The organism is Leptothoe sp. LEGE 181152 (assembly GCF_032906605.1).
GTDB classification, from domain to species: domain Bacteria; phylum Cyanobacteriota; class Cyanobacteriia; order Phormidesmidales; family Phormidesmidaceae; genus Leptothoe; species Leptothoe turfae.
On sequence record NZ_JASATU010000062.1, the window covers coordinates 36,211 to 51,580 of the forward strand.

Annotated in this window: 11 protein-coding genes and 1 pseudogene; 9 read left to right on the forward strand and 3 right to left on the reverse strand. The window is 47.0% G+C overall.

Going from position 1 to position 15,370, the window contains the following annotated elements; all coding sequences use genetic code 11:
- The first annotated feature begins 213 nt into the window (after positions 1-213).
- The gene (locus QGP82_RS27735) at positions 214-1,866 is read left to right on the forward strand and encodes an FAD-dependent oxidoreductase (protein WP_499061634.1); all 1,653 of its coding nucleotides are present in this window, start codon (positions 214-216) and stop codon (positions 1,864-1,866) included.
- Positions 1,867-2,563: 697 nt separating this feature from the next.
- On the forward strand, positions 2,564-3,955 hold the full coding sequence (locus tag QGP82_RS27740) for a mCpol domain-containing protein (RefSeq protein WP_163669421.1): 1,392 nt from the start codon (positions 2,564-2,566) through the stop codon (positions 3,953-3,955).
- 35 nt (positions 3,956-3,990) lie between these two features.
- Here the strand turns inward: QGP82_RS27740 and QGP82_RS27745 are convergent.
- Positions 3,991-4,501: pseudogene (locus QGP82_RS27745) on the reverse strand (Uma2 family endonuclease); the annotation flags it as partial.
- Between the two features lie 95 nt (positions 4,502-4,596).
- Between QGP82_RS27745 and QGP82_RS27750 the strand changes: the two are divergent.
- From QGP82_RS27750 to QGP82_RS27775, 6 genes are all read left to right on the forward strand, one after another.
- Entirely contained in the window at positions 4,597-4,797 is a 201-nt protein-coding gene (locus QGP82_RS27750; RefSeq protein ID WP_163671665.1) for a hypothetical protein, read from the forward strand.
- Complete coding sequence (locus QGP82_RS27755; protein ID WP_499061635.1) at positions 4,788-5,207, forward strand: type II toxin-antitoxin system VapC family toxin; 420 nt, start codon at positions 4,788-4,790, stop codon at positions 5,205-5,207. Before QGP82_RS27750 ends, QGP82_RS27755 begins: the two co-directional genes overlap by 10 nt.
- 232 nt (positions 5,208-5,439) lie before the next feature.
- On the forward strand, positions 5,440-5,994 hold the full coding sequence (locus tag QGP82_RS27760; protein ID WP_499061636.1) for an AAA family ATPase: 555 nt from the start codon (positions 5,440-5,442) through the stop codon (positions 5,992-5,994).
- 205 nt (positions 5,995-6,199) lie between these two features.
- Positions 6,200-6,829: a LysE family translocator gene (locus tag QGP82_RS27765; RefSeq protein WP_499061637.1), complete on the forward strand. Its 630-nt coding sequence runs from the start codon at positions 6,200-6,202 to the stop codon at positions 6,827-6,829.
- A 2-nt stretch (positions 6,830-6,831) separates the two neighbouring features.
- Entirely contained in the window at positions 6,832-8,235 is a 1,404-nt protein-coding gene (locus QGP82_RS27770) for a sensor histidine kinase (protein ID WP_163664619.1), read from the forward strand.
- A 58-nt stretch (positions 8,236-8,293) separates the two neighbouring features.
- Complete coding sequence (locus tag QGP82_RS27775) at positions 8,294-9,706, forward strand: tetratricopeptide repeat protein (RefSeq protein WP_163664621.1); 1,413 nt, start codon at positions 8,294-8,296, stop codon at positions 9,704-9,706.
- A gap of 299 nt (positions 9,707-10,005) precedes the next feature.
- Here the strand turns inward: QGP82_RS27775 and rbp are convergent, their stop codons facing one another.
- Complete coding sequence (gene rbp, locus QGP82_RS27780; protein ID WP_163664623.1) at positions 10,006-10,299, reverse strand: RNA-binding regulator; 294 nt, start codon at positions 10,297-10,299, stop codon at positions 10,006-10,008.
- A gap of 993 nt (positions 10,300-11,292) precedes the next feature.
- On the opposite strand from rbp, the gene QGP82_RS27785 reads away from it, so the two are divergent.
- Entirely contained in the window at positions 11,293-12,348 is a 1,056-nt protein-coding gene (locus QGP82_RS27785; RefSeq protein ID WP_163701086.1) for an MBL fold metallo-hydrolase, read from the forward strand.
- 180 nt (positions 12,349-12,528) lie between these two features.
- Here QGP82_RS27785 and QGP82_RS27790 read toward each other — a convergent pair whose 3' ends face one another.
- Entirely contained in the window at positions 12,529-15,345 is a 2,817-nt protein-coding gene (locus tag QGP82_RS27790) for a WD40 domain-containing protein (protein WP_499061638.1), read from the reverse strand.
- Positions 15,346-15,370 lie beyond the last annotated feature (25 nt).

A 15,370-nucleotide genomic window follows, 5' to 3' on the forward strand; every position in this document is an offset into this window, starting at 1 on the left:
GGTCAAAATTTTTGCGAATTATCGACTCAAGCATAAATATAACTGAGACATTGTAAGGCTTAGCTTTTTAAGGATATACCGGCTGTTCTAATGATTTTAGGTGTAAAACCTCCATCAAAATGAAAATCTTGAGCCCATGCCATTGGCAATTCTCATGTCAACAGGGCTTAGAATTTGTAAGAATGCGAGAAATAAGTTAGCCTTCTTTGCCCCATGGATAAGCCTGTCATTCTGACCATTGACGATGATCCTGCTGTGCTACAGACTATTGCCCGCGATCTGCGCAAACAATATGGGGATCGCTTTCGCATTGTACGGGCCGACTCAGGTGCAACAGCCCTAGAAGCTGCCCAGCAGTTAAAGTTGCGTGGCAATACTGTGGCGTTATTTTTGGCAGATCAACGTATGCCGGGCATGAGCGGTGTCGAGTTTTTGAACCAGGGCTCAGACATCTTTCCTGCTGCTAAGCGAGCATTATTGACGGCCTATGCAGACACGAATGCAGCGATCGATGCCATCAATATGGCCCAACTAGATTATTATCTACTAAAGCCTTGGGACCCGCCAGAAGAAAAACTTTACCCAGTATTAGATGATCTGCTGCACGATTGGCAGGCAACATTTAAGCCAGTATTTCAAGGGGTAAAGGTAATTAGCGATCGCTGGTCACCAGATTCCCATGCGCTGCGGGATTTTCTCTCGCGGAATCAAGTGCCCTATCGTTGGCTAGATATTGAGTCGAACCAAGAAGCGCGGCAGCTAGTGACCTATGCCGGCGAGAAGGATAACCCCTGCTTGCCGCTGGTGCTGCTGCCCAGCGGTGAGAAACTGGTAAAGCCTAGTACGGCTGACCTGGCGCAGCAGGTGGGGATGCAGACTGAAGCGGCGAATCCATTTTATGACTTGGTGATCGTCGGTGGTGGTCCGGCAGGGTTAGCTGCTGCAGTGTACGGTGCTTCAGAAGGGTTGCGGACCGTGATGATTGAGCGAGAAGCTCCTGGCGGACAGGCGGGGACAAGCTCTCGGATTGAAAACTATTTAGGCTTTCCGGTGGGACTTAGTGGAAGCGATTTAGCTCGACGCGCAGTCACCCAGGCAAAACGTTTTGGGGTGGAGATTTTAACGCCTCAGGAAGTAACGGGGATTCGGTTGGAAGACAATTATCGGATTGTGACCCTATCAGATGGTAGTGAGATTAGTTGCCATGCTCTGATCTTAGCCATGGGTGTGTCATGGCGTCGGCTATCGGTGCCTGGTGTGGAGCAGTTTACGGGGGCAGGTGTTTACTACGGTGCGGCCCAAACAGAGGCGGCTGCCTGCAAGGATGAGGATGTGTATGTGGTGGGCGGTGCCAACTCAGCAGGGCAGGCGGCCATGTATTTCTCGAAGTATGCCCGCAAGGTACGGATGTTAGTGCGGGGTGAGTCGCTGACAAAAAGCATGTCGCAGTATTTGATTGACCAGATTGCAGGGACTGACAATATTGAAGTGATGCCGTTTCACAGTGTGGTGGAGGCTAAGGGCGGTGATCGACTAGAAGAGATTTTGGTGAAGGATTCTCAAACAGGAGAGGTGAAAACGTTTAAGACCAATTCGCTGTTTATCTTTATTGGGGCGACACCGAGCACAGGCTGGCTTGATGATGTGGTACAGCGGGATGAGCGTGGCTTTATTTATAGTGGGGCGGATATTCCCAATGGTGCGCTCTGGCCGTTAGAGCGCGATCGATTTTTGTTGGAGACGAATGTTCCGGGGATTTTTGCGGTGGGCGATGTACGCCATGGATCAGTGAAGCGGGTGGCATCTGGTGTGGGTGAAGGCTCGATTTGTGTGCAGTTTGTCCATCGACATTTAGCGAATGTGTAGGTTACTCAGAAAGAGAGTACATAGGTGATTTCCTCATGGTTAGACTGTGAGGAAATCACCTATGTGTGTTGATTGGTGGCAATGATATGAAATCCTGACGGATAGCGCTTGGTATCGAAGGGCATCCACAAGGGAGTGCCCCTACAGGATGGTCTATTGTTAATCGGACTGAATGAATTTGGATTTGGTATCACTTACATGCAGGATGTTCCACTATTAGTTTTTCAACCGTTAGCCAATTCTTTAGCAATTGTTTCACTAAAGAAAGCAGTTGTTCAATGGTGCGATCGCTGGAAAGTTCAGGGAATTTATTAAACCGGCAATCAAACAGGCATGGTTTTTCGTGCAGGCCTTATGAAATAGAAGCTTTAGGCTAAAGTCTCCTACTTCTATTTGATTGCCGGTTTAATATCTGTTTGGCTCAGTGTTTCGAGATGATTTTCAACTAGGATATAGCAATATCGATGTCATGGTGACATTTGCACCAGAAGCCAGATGGGGGAAGTATGAAGCAAGATTTGGAAACGCTTTTGGAGCGTAAGGTCAATGTACTGACAAAAGCTTCAGTGGGAAAAAATCACAGCTGGACTCATCGTCAAAAAATCTAGAAACTGCAAAACTGCTTTATAGTGTAACCTTTTGAGATATTTAGATGACATAAAGTCGGTGTAGTATTACAGAATTTGATATTGAGCTAATGAAGTATGCTTTTTTCGATGGTGACAAAGTAGGAAATTCCATTAGGAATCTCTTACTTTCAAATAAGATAGGTGAAGCAGAAATGCTTTCGAATAATATTAAAAGTGCTATATCTAAAATAGAGAAAGAGATAGATGCTTGTGAAGATATAAAAATTATTCTGGCAGGAGGGGATGATGTTCTATTAGCATATGAAGCTGATTATATAGAAAAAGAAATACTGCCTTCTATTCCTGCGATCTTTAAAGAAGAGACAGGACTATCAATGAGCTTTGGGCTTGGTAATACTATCTATGAGTCTATGGAGACCTTAGACCTTTCTAAAAGATATGCAATGATGCCCATCAATCAATTAGACACTTCTGAAGAAAATGTTTTAGTTAGACAACCTAAAAGCACTATTTCTTTATTGATATTTGCTGATTCTGCTTATCCTGATCCATATATTAATGTTATTTCTCATTGGTTTGCTAGGAAGCCTATCCAAGAAGTTGTACTTCTGAAAATTGATAGTGATGTGGGTAAGAGACGGTATGCTGAAGTTTATCTGGAGGAACTGAAGAAAAGAATTGAGCTTCAACTCTCATTGATGTCGAAGTCAAATTATTTGCGTAAGAAAACTGGTTCTAGAGATGAGTGGGAGTCAATTGCCATTACACTAGAAAAGCCTGCGCAAATGATATACAGGGATATAGCTAAAGCTATTCCATCTATTGACTTTAAGTTTAAAATAGTTAGTTATGAGGACCTAGGGAATTTTCTTCGAAAACATATTGAAAACAATAGAAATGTTTCTATTAAGTCTGTTTTTGATATCACTACTGTAAAGAAAGAGTTTATTGTTGATATCTACACTATATTATGTGTTGAAAATGAACGGGATATCAATACTTTTCAGCTTGTATTGCCTCCAACTTATTCAGAACAAGACATGATACATGCTCTCCACTGTGAGAAAACATATAGATATGTACCTGTTGCCAGCTCTAGTTATACGGCAGATAAGATGGTTGCTTCGAGAAAAGAGTCTGGTAATATTCAAGACTATAAGCTTCGTAATGCGTCTTTACAGATTAAGTTTGATAAATTACAGCAATCTAATAAGTTAATGGAACTCTCTCTTGCAGAGGGTTTTGCAAGGTTTTGGATGACAGTTGCTTTTTTTGTTGCAGTTCTGCCATGCTGTGTTTTATTGGCCTTACTTGCTCTTAAAGGATGGAATGACTTTGAAAAATATACTTTTATAGTTCCTGTGATTGTCTATTTCTTCACCGGCTTTTTCCTTCAGGCATTCTTTGGAAGAAAGCTTTCTATTAATCCTTTATCTATATATGAGAACTTGAAAAGTTGGAAGCTTCGAAGAATTTCGAAAGAAATCAATGAAAAGTAAATTCAGCTTTTCTTAACGTATAAATTACAATGTTTTTAGGCTGATTGGTTCTGTAATTGTTGTCGTAGCCAATTGGCGGTAGCTGTATTTGTTTCTGTTTCTAAGCGTTCTAGCGTTTGTTCTACGAGTGAGAGTTTCATGCCTGGGAGTATTTGCGAAACCTCAATTGACTGATAGCTACCCGATTCAGTTAACCCAAACGCAAAGAGCCGCATTCCTTTTACATCAATTACCCAGTACTCAGGAATGCTTCAACTGGCATAGAGTTGTTTCTGTTCATCCAAATCTAGACTAAGAGTGGTGTCTCCAATTTCACCGACCAAGTCTGGCAGCCGATAACGAGTTGTGCTAATCCGCCTGGGTTCACCCGATTGCCATTTAGGAATATTGTCACCCTTATGCAGTACCAAATCTGGAGCGCAAGCCTGAGTCTCTGGTTTCTCAAGCAAACAACGCCCATAGGACTGAAACACCTCATCAGGATGCAAGAAAGCCCAGATAAAAGAAAATTGCCGTTACTAAGTCACTAAACGAAGCATCATTTGGTATCAAAGCTATTGGCGATTGCTAAGATGATGCGTCATGATAGGCAAAGCCCAAGTCAAGTCACCTTACTAGACCTTAGAGGAGTAAGCCTGATGATATTGATCCAAAAAATCATCCACGAACTGCAAGTTATTCCTGAGGAAAAGTTGGTCGAACTTTACGACTTGATTCATTACTTTCGATTAGGGTTAGCAAAAGAACATCCTCAGCCTCGTACACCTGGGCTATTAACCGGTCAGCTGGATGATACCTTCTTCGAGCCTCTACCCGAAGAGGAGCTTCAAAGATGGGAATGAGCTATCTTCTCGATACACATATCCTATTGTGGTGGCTTTTTGATGATCCCAAGCTGAATGCTGACTGTCGGGATATTATTCGAAATCCGGAGCATCGCATTTTGGTAAGCAGTGCATCTGCTTGGGAAATTGCTACCAAATATCGCATTGGTAAACTTCCTGAGGCCAAAGAGCTGGTTGAGAATTATCCGCAGATTTTGCACAAAGCAAGGTTGATCGAATTAGCGATTACGGCTACCCATGCTCTTAGAGCTGGAAATTTGCCGATTGCCCATCGTGATCCTTTCGACCGTATGCTTATGGCTCAAGCGGAACTTGAGCAATTGCCAATCATTACCTATGACAATGCTTTTCAAACTGGACTCATTCAGTTAATTCCCGAACCAGAGTCAGAATCAGAAGATGAATAAGACCGAAACTTGTACCGTGCTAATCCGATGATGGCAACATACTTTCATCAGTATTTTCCAAGCCTATTACGACTATCCAATTCTCTAATCATTGTTTAGAGAAACTAGGTTGTTATCCTTTCTCTCTGATGAAATGCGGAAAATGTGTCTGAATTGATTATATTTGGCGTAAATTAACTGAATTCTGTTGTAGAAGTAAATCCTGTGCAACATTGGTTAGGGTGTAGGCGCTATGCAAACAGGTTTTTCTGGTCAGCGAATTGTAGTGGTGGGTACGTCCGGCTCAGGCAAAACAACATTGGCGCGTGAGGTGTCGCAGAGATTACAAATTCCTCATTTAGAGCTAGATGCCTTGTATTGGGAGCCAAACTGGGGAGAACCACCAGACGATATATTTCGCCAACGGGTATCAGATGCACTGATGGGCAATTGCTGGATTATTGATGGCAATTATGGCCAGGTGCGCGATATTGTATGGGGACGAGCCGATACGGTTGTATTGTTAGATTATCCATTTGGCTTTGTGTGGCGACGATTGTGGCGACGCACCGTACGACGGGCATTTCAGCAAGAAGAATTGTGGAACGGTAACCGCGAAACGATTCGGCAGTCTTTTTTTAGCCGGGAGTCCATTTTGTTATGGATGTTGCAAACCTATTTTAAACGCCGTAAACAATATCCTCAGTTGTTGAAGCAACCCGAGTATAAACATTTGAAAGTGGTACATCTGCAATCTCAGTTCCAAACCGATAACTGGTTAGCCACGCTTGGTGATGTGAAGGCTTAGGGGACTGCACAAAAATAAAGACCCAGGTTGGGGCTGTAGATGGGTGGATGAGTGATGGGGGATTATTTAAGCGTAAGCGCCTTAGATCAGTGTTAAACCCGCTAAAATAGCCGCAGGAACTTGAAAGTCATTTTTTTATCGAAAGAGTTAAAAGAATACAAATTAACGTTAGATAGTCTATTGGCCCCATCACTAAGTGTTTCCCATGCCTGATTTTGCTACCTTTTCATTGTTTCTCAGTGCTGCCATTGTGCTGGCGATTACTCCTGGTCCCGGTATTTTGTATGTGATGACCCGCAGTCTCAGGGGTGGTCGCATTGAGGGGATTGCTTCAGCAATCGGCACCTCAGTGGGGGGAATGTTTCATGTGGTAGCAGCGGCCCTAGGGATTTCGATTGTGCTGGCAGCGTCAGCGTTTGCGTTTAATTTGGTGAAATACCTGGGCGCAGCATACCTGATTTATCTTGGCGTCAAGACGATTCTGAGCCGAGATCACCACATAGGGATGGCAAATGTTCGTAGCACAGGGTATAAACGGGCATTTTTTCAAGGGGTGACTGTCGAAGTTCTGAATCCTAAGACAGCGCTCTTCTTTTTGGCGTTTATTCCTCAGTTTATTAATCCAGACGGTGTTGTGTTTGCTCAATTTCTGTTGCTGGGTTCCACATCTGTTGCCCTCAATACCAGTGTTGATTTTCTTGTTATTGTCCTAGCCGGCCCCATTGGTCAGTGGTTGAAGTCCAGTCCGAGGCTGAGGAGAGGACAGCGCTATGCGACGGGAACAGGGCTGATTGCGCTGGGTAGCTATGTGGCGTTAACTGGTGAGGGAGAATAACGATGCTCTGTGTTGATTCTCTGTTGCAGATGAAACCGTTTCAAACATTGCCTCGGGAGCGGTTGGATTGGATTTGCGATCGCGCCGAACACATCCATCTCTCTGCCGGTGAAGTCCTGGTTAAAGAAGGCGATCGCCCCCGAGGATTCTTTATTCAGCTAAGTGGTCAGACTACCATCAGCCGTAAAAGTAATGGTGTCGATATGCCCCTTGGTCGCCATGTGAGCCCATCCTTTTTTGGAGAGATTCAAGTACTCACAGAAGATCTGGTGCCGGTAACCCTGACAGCAGACACAGATGTTGACCTCTATCGTCTACAGTGTGCCGACTTTTTAGACGTTATCCACAGTTGCCGAGAATTTGAACGCGATATCTTTCGCACCGTTGGCAAACGATTACGGGGCTTAGAATCATTTATCCAGGGCCGCGAAAAAATGGCTGCATTGGGCACCCTGTCAGCTGGGTTAGCCCATGAACTCAATAACCCAGCCGCCGCTCTTGTGCGAGCACTTAAAGATCTGCAACCTGCCATGTTGGAGTTGCAGCGGATGAACCTGGTATATGGTCAACAGCAAGTTGAGGATGACCATACTGAGGAATGGGAAGCCATTCGAGATCGCGGGTTTGCTGCCATTGCCCATCCCGATAATGACCCCTTAGCCCAGGCTGATCGAGAAGATGCCTTAACGGACTGGCTAGACGATTATGGCGTAGAAGATGCGTGGAAGCTGGTAGAACCCTTAGCAGCTGGTCATGTTGACCCTGCTAAGCTAGAAGACTTAATGGCGCGTTGGCGCGATGACCCAACTGAACTGCGGGATATGGGACTACGCTGGCTAGCCTTATCCTTTGACGTCATGGGGATGATTCAGAACGGTTTAGACGGTGCCGAACGGATTTCTACCCTGGTTCAATCGATGAAGTCCTATTCCTACATGGATCGAGCGGCCCAGCAACAGATTAATGTCCATGACGGCATTGAAGATACCCTACGGTTGTTTGCCTTTAAACTGAAACACGGCATTACAGTGGAGCGCAAATATGATCAGACGCTTCCCGAGATTACGGCCTTTGGTAGTGAGCTCAACCAGGTATGGACTAACCTGATCGACAATGCCATTGATGCTCTCTGTGAGAGCGACTCAGGAGCACCGCCAAAGATAACGATTCGAACCTGTGAGAAAAATAACTGCCTTAGAGTAGAAGTAGAGGATAATGGTCCGGGGATTCCAGAAGAGATTAAAAACCGATTAACGGAACCATTTTTCACCACCAAACCCATGGGCAAAGGCTCTGGTCTAGGATTAGATGTGGTCCGTAGGATTGTTGAAAATCGCCATGAAGGTAGCCTGATGATTGAGTCTATGCCAGGATGTACCTGTTTTATTGTGCTGCTCCCACTTTAAGGGAACTGTATATCTGTAGGAACATCAATTATTCCGATCCTGTAGACGGAATCTAGGCATGGCCCAGATATTACCCAAATCATTACCCAGCCATACTCCTCCTGTGCAAATGGCATTGCAAGCCTATGCTCAGGAGCTAGCGCGATTGGCGAAAAACTCTGACACTATAACTAAGCAGCAAGTTTTGCGATTACTGTTGATCCGAGATGCCCTTGAGAGTAAGCTCCAGGCAACTAGCTCTATTATTCAGCAGGCAAATACGCTAGCTCGTCTCAGTGATTTGGATAATCAGCTCCAGCTTCTAGCTCCAGCTTTGCTTAAAGATGGCAAACTGGCTGACTGTCGTCGTAGTCGACAACCTGATGAAACTGCTTGGTGGTGGTGGTTAGAGCCCTATGTGTCCGAAGAAAGACGTCATAAATTAGATCGCTTTGACTGGCTGTGGAATTTTTTGAGTGCCAGTTGTTTGGTGATTTCAGCGTCATTCTTAACCATTACAGCACAGGCATTTTCGGTTGTCGGTGGGTTTGATTTGATCCAGGCCTTGAGTACGTTGTCCCAAGCGACAGGGCTGGTGGTAATTGCCAGTGGTACCTTAACCCACCGTGGTCGCAGGTTAGTCAAAAACACTCTCAAAAAATTTAATATTCCCACCTATTTTCACTCGGAAGCAACGCTGGTAGTTTCTATTTTGTTATTGTTGGCGTCCTATGGGGTGTATAACTCTCTGCCTCAGTTTTCTAATTACTACTATCATCAGGGGCTCAGGGCTCAACATGCTGGTAATCTCTATGTGGCGGTTGAGTACTATAAAGAGGCGATCGCATTTAATCCAGATGCTACAGAGCCCCATAATCACCTGGCAGAAGTGTATCAGAATTTAGAGAAATTTCAGGAAGCCCAAGCCGAATATCAGGATGGTTTGCTGAAAGGAGATCTGGTTGCCCTTAATGGTATGGGTACTTTGAGTTTAGCTGCCGCTGAAAACGAGCAATCTACTGAGTTTGGAGAACTTAGTGGTTTATTGGATGCAGAAGTTCTGTTTCGTATCGGGTTAAATCAGTTGGAGGATATGGACGAGCTAGATGACAGGAAGCTGTTTCTAAAGGCATCAATGCATCGAAACTTAGGCATTACCCTTATGAAACGAGGGAAATCTGAGGATGTTTCTGACGTAGAACAGCAGGCATTACTTACAGAAGCTCATCAGCACTTTCAAGCATCAATCAATATTGAGAAAATGGTCGTGAATGAAGGCACGTATCCAGGTCAGGGGGTGGCTTATTGCTATATTGCTACCCTGGATGAACAAAATAAGCGTTTGAGTAGTGCTGCGGATAACTGGCAGAACTGTCAACAGAATGCCTATCCCGCATCGTTGGAGCAGTACGAAGATATTTTACGACTAGGCACTGGGGCTATTGGTTTGCAGTTGAACACGAAGCACATTCTTGAATCTAATTTAAATTAGACTTGCATAAAATGGGAGACTTGAGGTGGGAGTGAAGGGTGTAGACCATTTTTCTACCGTTGCCCCTGACAGTTGACGTAACTGTAGTTTATCTGCGACCAAGGTAAAAGCAATGTGAGCCATGGCCCTGGCTGCAAAGTCTAATCAGTTGAATGAGACGATATTGAGCGAATTGGACCATTATGTGGCCTTAGGCCGACACCCCTGTGGTCTAAAGTGAGCCAATAAAAAGCGAGTGATTCCTAGAACCACCCGCGAATAACACTAACAAAATCTCGATTTAGTTAGCAGTTAAAAGTCTAGAAAGAGTTGCGACGATAGCCACCACCACCACCACTACCTGCAGATGCAGTACGAGGCTTGGCTTCGTTGACTCTCATCACACGACCCATCCACTCAGCACCATCTAGTGCTTCGATGGCTTTGGCTTCATCTTCTTTAGCCGCCATTTCTACAAACGCAAAGCCGCGAGGACGACCCGATTCACGATCCATGGGTAAACTGACTCGGTTTACACGACCGTATTCATTGAAAACGTCTTCGATATCTTCACGAGTGACATCATAGGACAAATTGCCCACATAAATAGACATAAGGAAATCCCCTTAATTGAAAAACATGTAGCGAGTTAAACGGAGATATTCCTGTTACTGAAATTGAGACTGCAACAAAACTGATTTCTCTGCCGAAAACTTACCGTACACTATCGTAGCATTTGACTTTAGGATTTGGGAACCCTATGGTGATAGCTTTTTTAGTTAATAGGGTGGAGTTTTAGCTTATTACTTTACTATTTCCGAAATTTAGACCTTTATTGAATTGGCGTAGTGGTGTGTTGCATCTACTAGATCAAGTCAATTCATAGCTCTAAACACACCTAATTCTTGGGCTTCCGTATATTTGCGATTACACGCTGAATCAGGCGTTATACATAGCTATTATTCTATAGGTCAAAAAAAATACGAAAAACTGCATAATTAATCTGGAGTATGAAAAAATCATGGATGTACGAGCGTCTTGATTCGATATCTATTCGTTCCATAGCGATACGGTTTGAGACTGTGTTAAGCCAATTTTGCCAGGTGAGTGAACTCCTAGAGATATGTTTTAGATGACTATCTCTAAGAGTTCAACTTTAGGGTTCGAAAGTTGCTATTACGTCACTTTTAGCTATTACGTCGCTTTTGGCTATTACGTCGCTTTTGGCTATTACGTCGCTTTTGGCTATTACGCTGCCTTTAATGGGTACTTACTCTGGTCCGCTAGCTTGCGAGAACAGAGACTTCCTTTGTCTGCATTGTTGTTCTAAGGGACTGGAAACATCATTGGTGCAAACGTTCTTAATGATTGGAGATCGCTTCGTTGCCGAAACCATAGGATGGCAAGTCATTAATACATCAGGTATCAATTACGTCAGATATCAAACAGTTCTCTGAGGATTCCTCTATTGGTGCTGCAAAGCGCGATAGTCTTAGGTGGATTAAAATAGCCAGGAAACTTGAAAATCGCGCCCAATGAGTTTAGAAAATGGCTGAATTTGCCGCCAAAATAAACTCGCCTCTGGAACCCAATAAATAGGAGCAAATATGAGAGAACAACACTGGTATGGTGCTCTATTAAGAGGACTAACACACTATCTTTCTCGCAGGTTTCGTCGCTGGCAGTTACTGGTGCTAGCGACAGGGATAACCCTTGGCCTGGTGATCTTGGGGCACGACGCGATCGCACAAACTGATCCGGTTGAGACGACACTTGAAACCGGCCCGACCAATGCCGCCGTCTATCACTTCAAAGTGGGTGACCTTAACGCCATGGTGGTAAGTGATGGTACCCTCTCCTTTCCCGCCAGTTTCTTTGTCCCCAATGCCGACCCCAGTGCCGTAACAGCGGTGCTGACAGAACATTTTCTCTCAACAGAAGATGTGTTTGCCCACGTCAATGCCCTGTACATTGAAACTGACGACCATAAAGTGCTGATTGATACGGGTGCAGGCAATGCCTTTGGGCCTACCGCTGGTCATCTGTTGGAAAATCTAGAAGCGGCAGGCATTGCTGCCACAGATATTGACACTGTTATTTTGACCCACGCTCACCCGGACCACATTGGCGGTATTTTAGACACCGATGGTCAGTTACGTTTGCCCAATGCCTGGTTCTACATCTCCCAGGCAGAATCTGAGTTTTGGATGGCGGACACCGTGGAGATGCCTAAGTCGCTATTGGACGAAGAAACACGCACCGGACTCATTGCTGCGGCTAAGGGGAACCTGACGGCAATTCGCGATCGCACCACCCTATTTGCCATGGGCGATGAGGTCATTCCCCATATCCAGGCGATTGATTCTGCCGGGCACACCCCAGGACAAGCGTCATTCCTCATTACCTCTGGTGAAGATAGTCTGCTCTCCACAGGAGATGTGTTCTTTAGCGATCCTCTCAACCTGGAAAACCCGGACTGGGAAGTTGTCTTTGATGATGATCCTGCACAGGGCGTGATGGCCCGTCGTGAGCTACTTGAAACGACGACAGCTGAGCGTCAACTGTTGTTGGTGCCCCATATGCCCTTTCCAGGGTTGGGGCACGTGAGAACCCAGGGGAATGCCTATGGTTGGGAACCTGTTGTCTGGCGGTTTACAGCTTAGCTTACTCCTAAATTTATGGAGATTGGGGTGCAGATCTTCTGTAGAGGTGTGTACCCCATTTCTTGTATTTCCAAGAGGGATTCCAGCAGGGTTGAGCGGCAGGGGTCGCGATTTTGTGGCAGTTATCCATGATCAAGCTGCCTTATACGAAATAATGAATCGCGACCACTCACCACCAGGCTACCCGTCGCTACAGATGCCCTGCTGGGCAATTTCACTCTCGGGATGATTGGTGAGATAGTCCTGGAGCCAGTCACAGCCAACTGCCATGGCCCGATTGAGATCTAGAACGCTGAGGTCCCAGCTGATTAGGGCATCGTCATAGCTGGCTGAGATCAAGGAGAGGCCGTCCTGGAAAAACTTCACATCAAGGACAGCGTCTTGGTGGCCTGACCAGGATGCGATCGCATCTCCGGATCGCTGCCAGAGGCGAATGGTTTTGTCAGCACTGGCGGAGGCCAGGAGCTGGCCGTCGGGACTAAACTCCACTCCGTAGACTTCTCCTGCATGGCCCGCCAGGGTTTGTAGATCCCCTGAACCCACTGTCCAAAGACCCACCTTGTTGTCACTGGCGGCAAAGGCCAGCAAATCTCCGGCAGGGCTATAGTCAAACTGGTATACGCTGGCGGGGTAGTCAATTTGTTCAACCTTCTCGTAGGTCTGCGTATTCCAGATCTGGAGGCCGCCTTCTCCGGCGACGGTCATATGCTGGCCGTCGGGACTGAAACCCACATTAAAGACTGGGTTTCCATAGGCCAGAGTATGTTTTACCGTGCCATCTAGCCCCAGCAGATAAACTGTTCCATCATCTGTGGCGGCGGCAATGGTCTGGTTCTCAGCGCCAAAGGCCACACTAACAACCCATTGACCATAGCGGCCCAGGCTGCGGAGGGGTCGACCTTCAGAGTCCCACAGCTCCACTAGGCCAGTGTTTGTGTCATCGTCGCTGCCGCCGCTGACAATATATTGACCGTTGGGGCTGACGCTAGCGTGATAGACAGTGTCGATCTCTCCTTGCAACGCCTGATTCTTTCCCGCCTGGTTCCAGATCCGGAGGCTGCCATCGGCGCTAGTGGACACCCACTCCCCCGCACCTGGACCAAGGGATACGCTGTAGACATCGTCTTGATGGCCCAAGTAGTGCTGGGTCAGCGGTAAATCCAAGGCCCAGAAACGCACAACGCTATCGCGACCGGCGGACAGCAAGCTGCTACTGTCGGGGGTGAAGGCAAAGGTCTGGATCGCTCCCCGGTGCTGCCGTAGAGTTCTTACCAGGGTCTGATCCTGGCTATGCCATAGCTTGATGGTGCGATCGCGGCTGGCGGTGGCAATCCACCTGCCGTCAGGGCTAAAGGCTACGGCGTTGATTCTGTCGTCGTGGGCTAGGAATTTTGTGATCAGAGTCCCATCTTGCTGCCACAGATGGACAGTGCCATCGTCGCCAGCACTAGCCAGGGTTGTGCCATCGGGGCTAAAGGCCACATCCATCACCCAGCTCCCATGACCTGCTAAGAACTTTAAAAACTTACCGTCGGACTGCCACAGCCCCACGGTGCCATCATCACTGGCAGAGGCCAGCAGTTGCCCGTCGGGGCTAAAGGCCATTTTATTTACAATATCCTTGTGCCCCGTCAGTTCTATGCTGGTTTGATTAGTCAAATTCCATAGTCGGACGGTACCGTCGTCACTGGCCGATGCCAGGGCGTTGCCGTCGGGGCTAAAGGCCAGGCCAAGCACAAAATCTTGGTGTCCTTTCAGGGTGTGTAGGGGGTCTCCCTCGGCGGTCCACAAGCGCACCAGGCTGTCTTCCCCGACGGAGGCCATCATTTGCCCGTCAGGGCTATAGCGCACGTAGTTGATCGCTTCACCACCATGGGCGTCGGTCAGGGTCTGGCGCAGCTGCCCCGATGGTTCCCAATATTTGATATCTCCATCCCGGCTAGCGGAGACGATCGTGCCATCGGTAGGATGTATTGCAAGACCGTATATCCAGTCGTTATGACCTTCGAGGCGGTTATATTCCTGGGTTTGATAGAGTGCCGTTACCATAGCGGTCCGCACCGACGCCAACAGATCTGGCTGCTTCAGCCAGTGGGCCTGCTGCTGCCGATGGCCCGCCTGGATGGCCTGATTTAGGCCATCCAGGGGATAGCCTTGAGCCAGGGTGGCGGCAGAGGCGGTGGTGAGGGCCGCAATTTCTCGGGTGACAGCGGTGCGTCGCCTCATCTCCCCGACAGTGGCGAAAAGACCAACCAGCAGCAGTAGGCTGGAAATTACCATCAAGGCCAGACGTTGCTGCCGCAGGGTTTGCTTTTGTTGCTGAGTTTCTGCTTGACGACTGGCAAGCAAATAGTTCCGCTGCTGCTCCGTCAGAGAAGAGCTTTGCTGAGCTGGGGACAGCGCCCACTGCTCGAAGAACGCTAGGTTTTTGCCCCTCAGCAACAGACTGGTATCCTGTTGGTGATGCAACCATTCATCGGTCTTAGTGAGCAGGCGGGTGTGGACACGGACAGCATCGAGATCTTTGCTGAGAGAATCGCACAGGTCGGTAAAAGCGGACTCGAATTGGTCGGGTTCTTTGTCAGGATCTGGAAAAAAGACCCAGTTGACGTCTGCGATCTTATGATTCACTGTCTGAGGCTCAACCGTTTGGTAGAGAATCGGCACTAAACGTTTGTTGTGGGCAATGGCACAGTCCACTTCATTAGTGCATTCTGCTGATGCCACAGAATCAGGGCTCATGATGTACAAAAAATTGTCTGCTGCAACAATCCCCTGACGAATTTCTTCTCGCCATTGAGACAGTAGGGGAATCTCTTCCCAATCTACCCATAGCTTGTAACCGACGGAGCGGAGCCGCTCCACCAGTTGTTGTACAAAGACCTTGTTGCGTCTGGAGTAGGAAACAAAGAGATCGTACTGGCTGCGAGGGCTCTCTTGAACAGTATCAGGTGACGCGTCAGGTGACGCGTCAGATGACGTAGGTGAAAAATCCATTGGGAACACTGGGTAGATGGTAGTT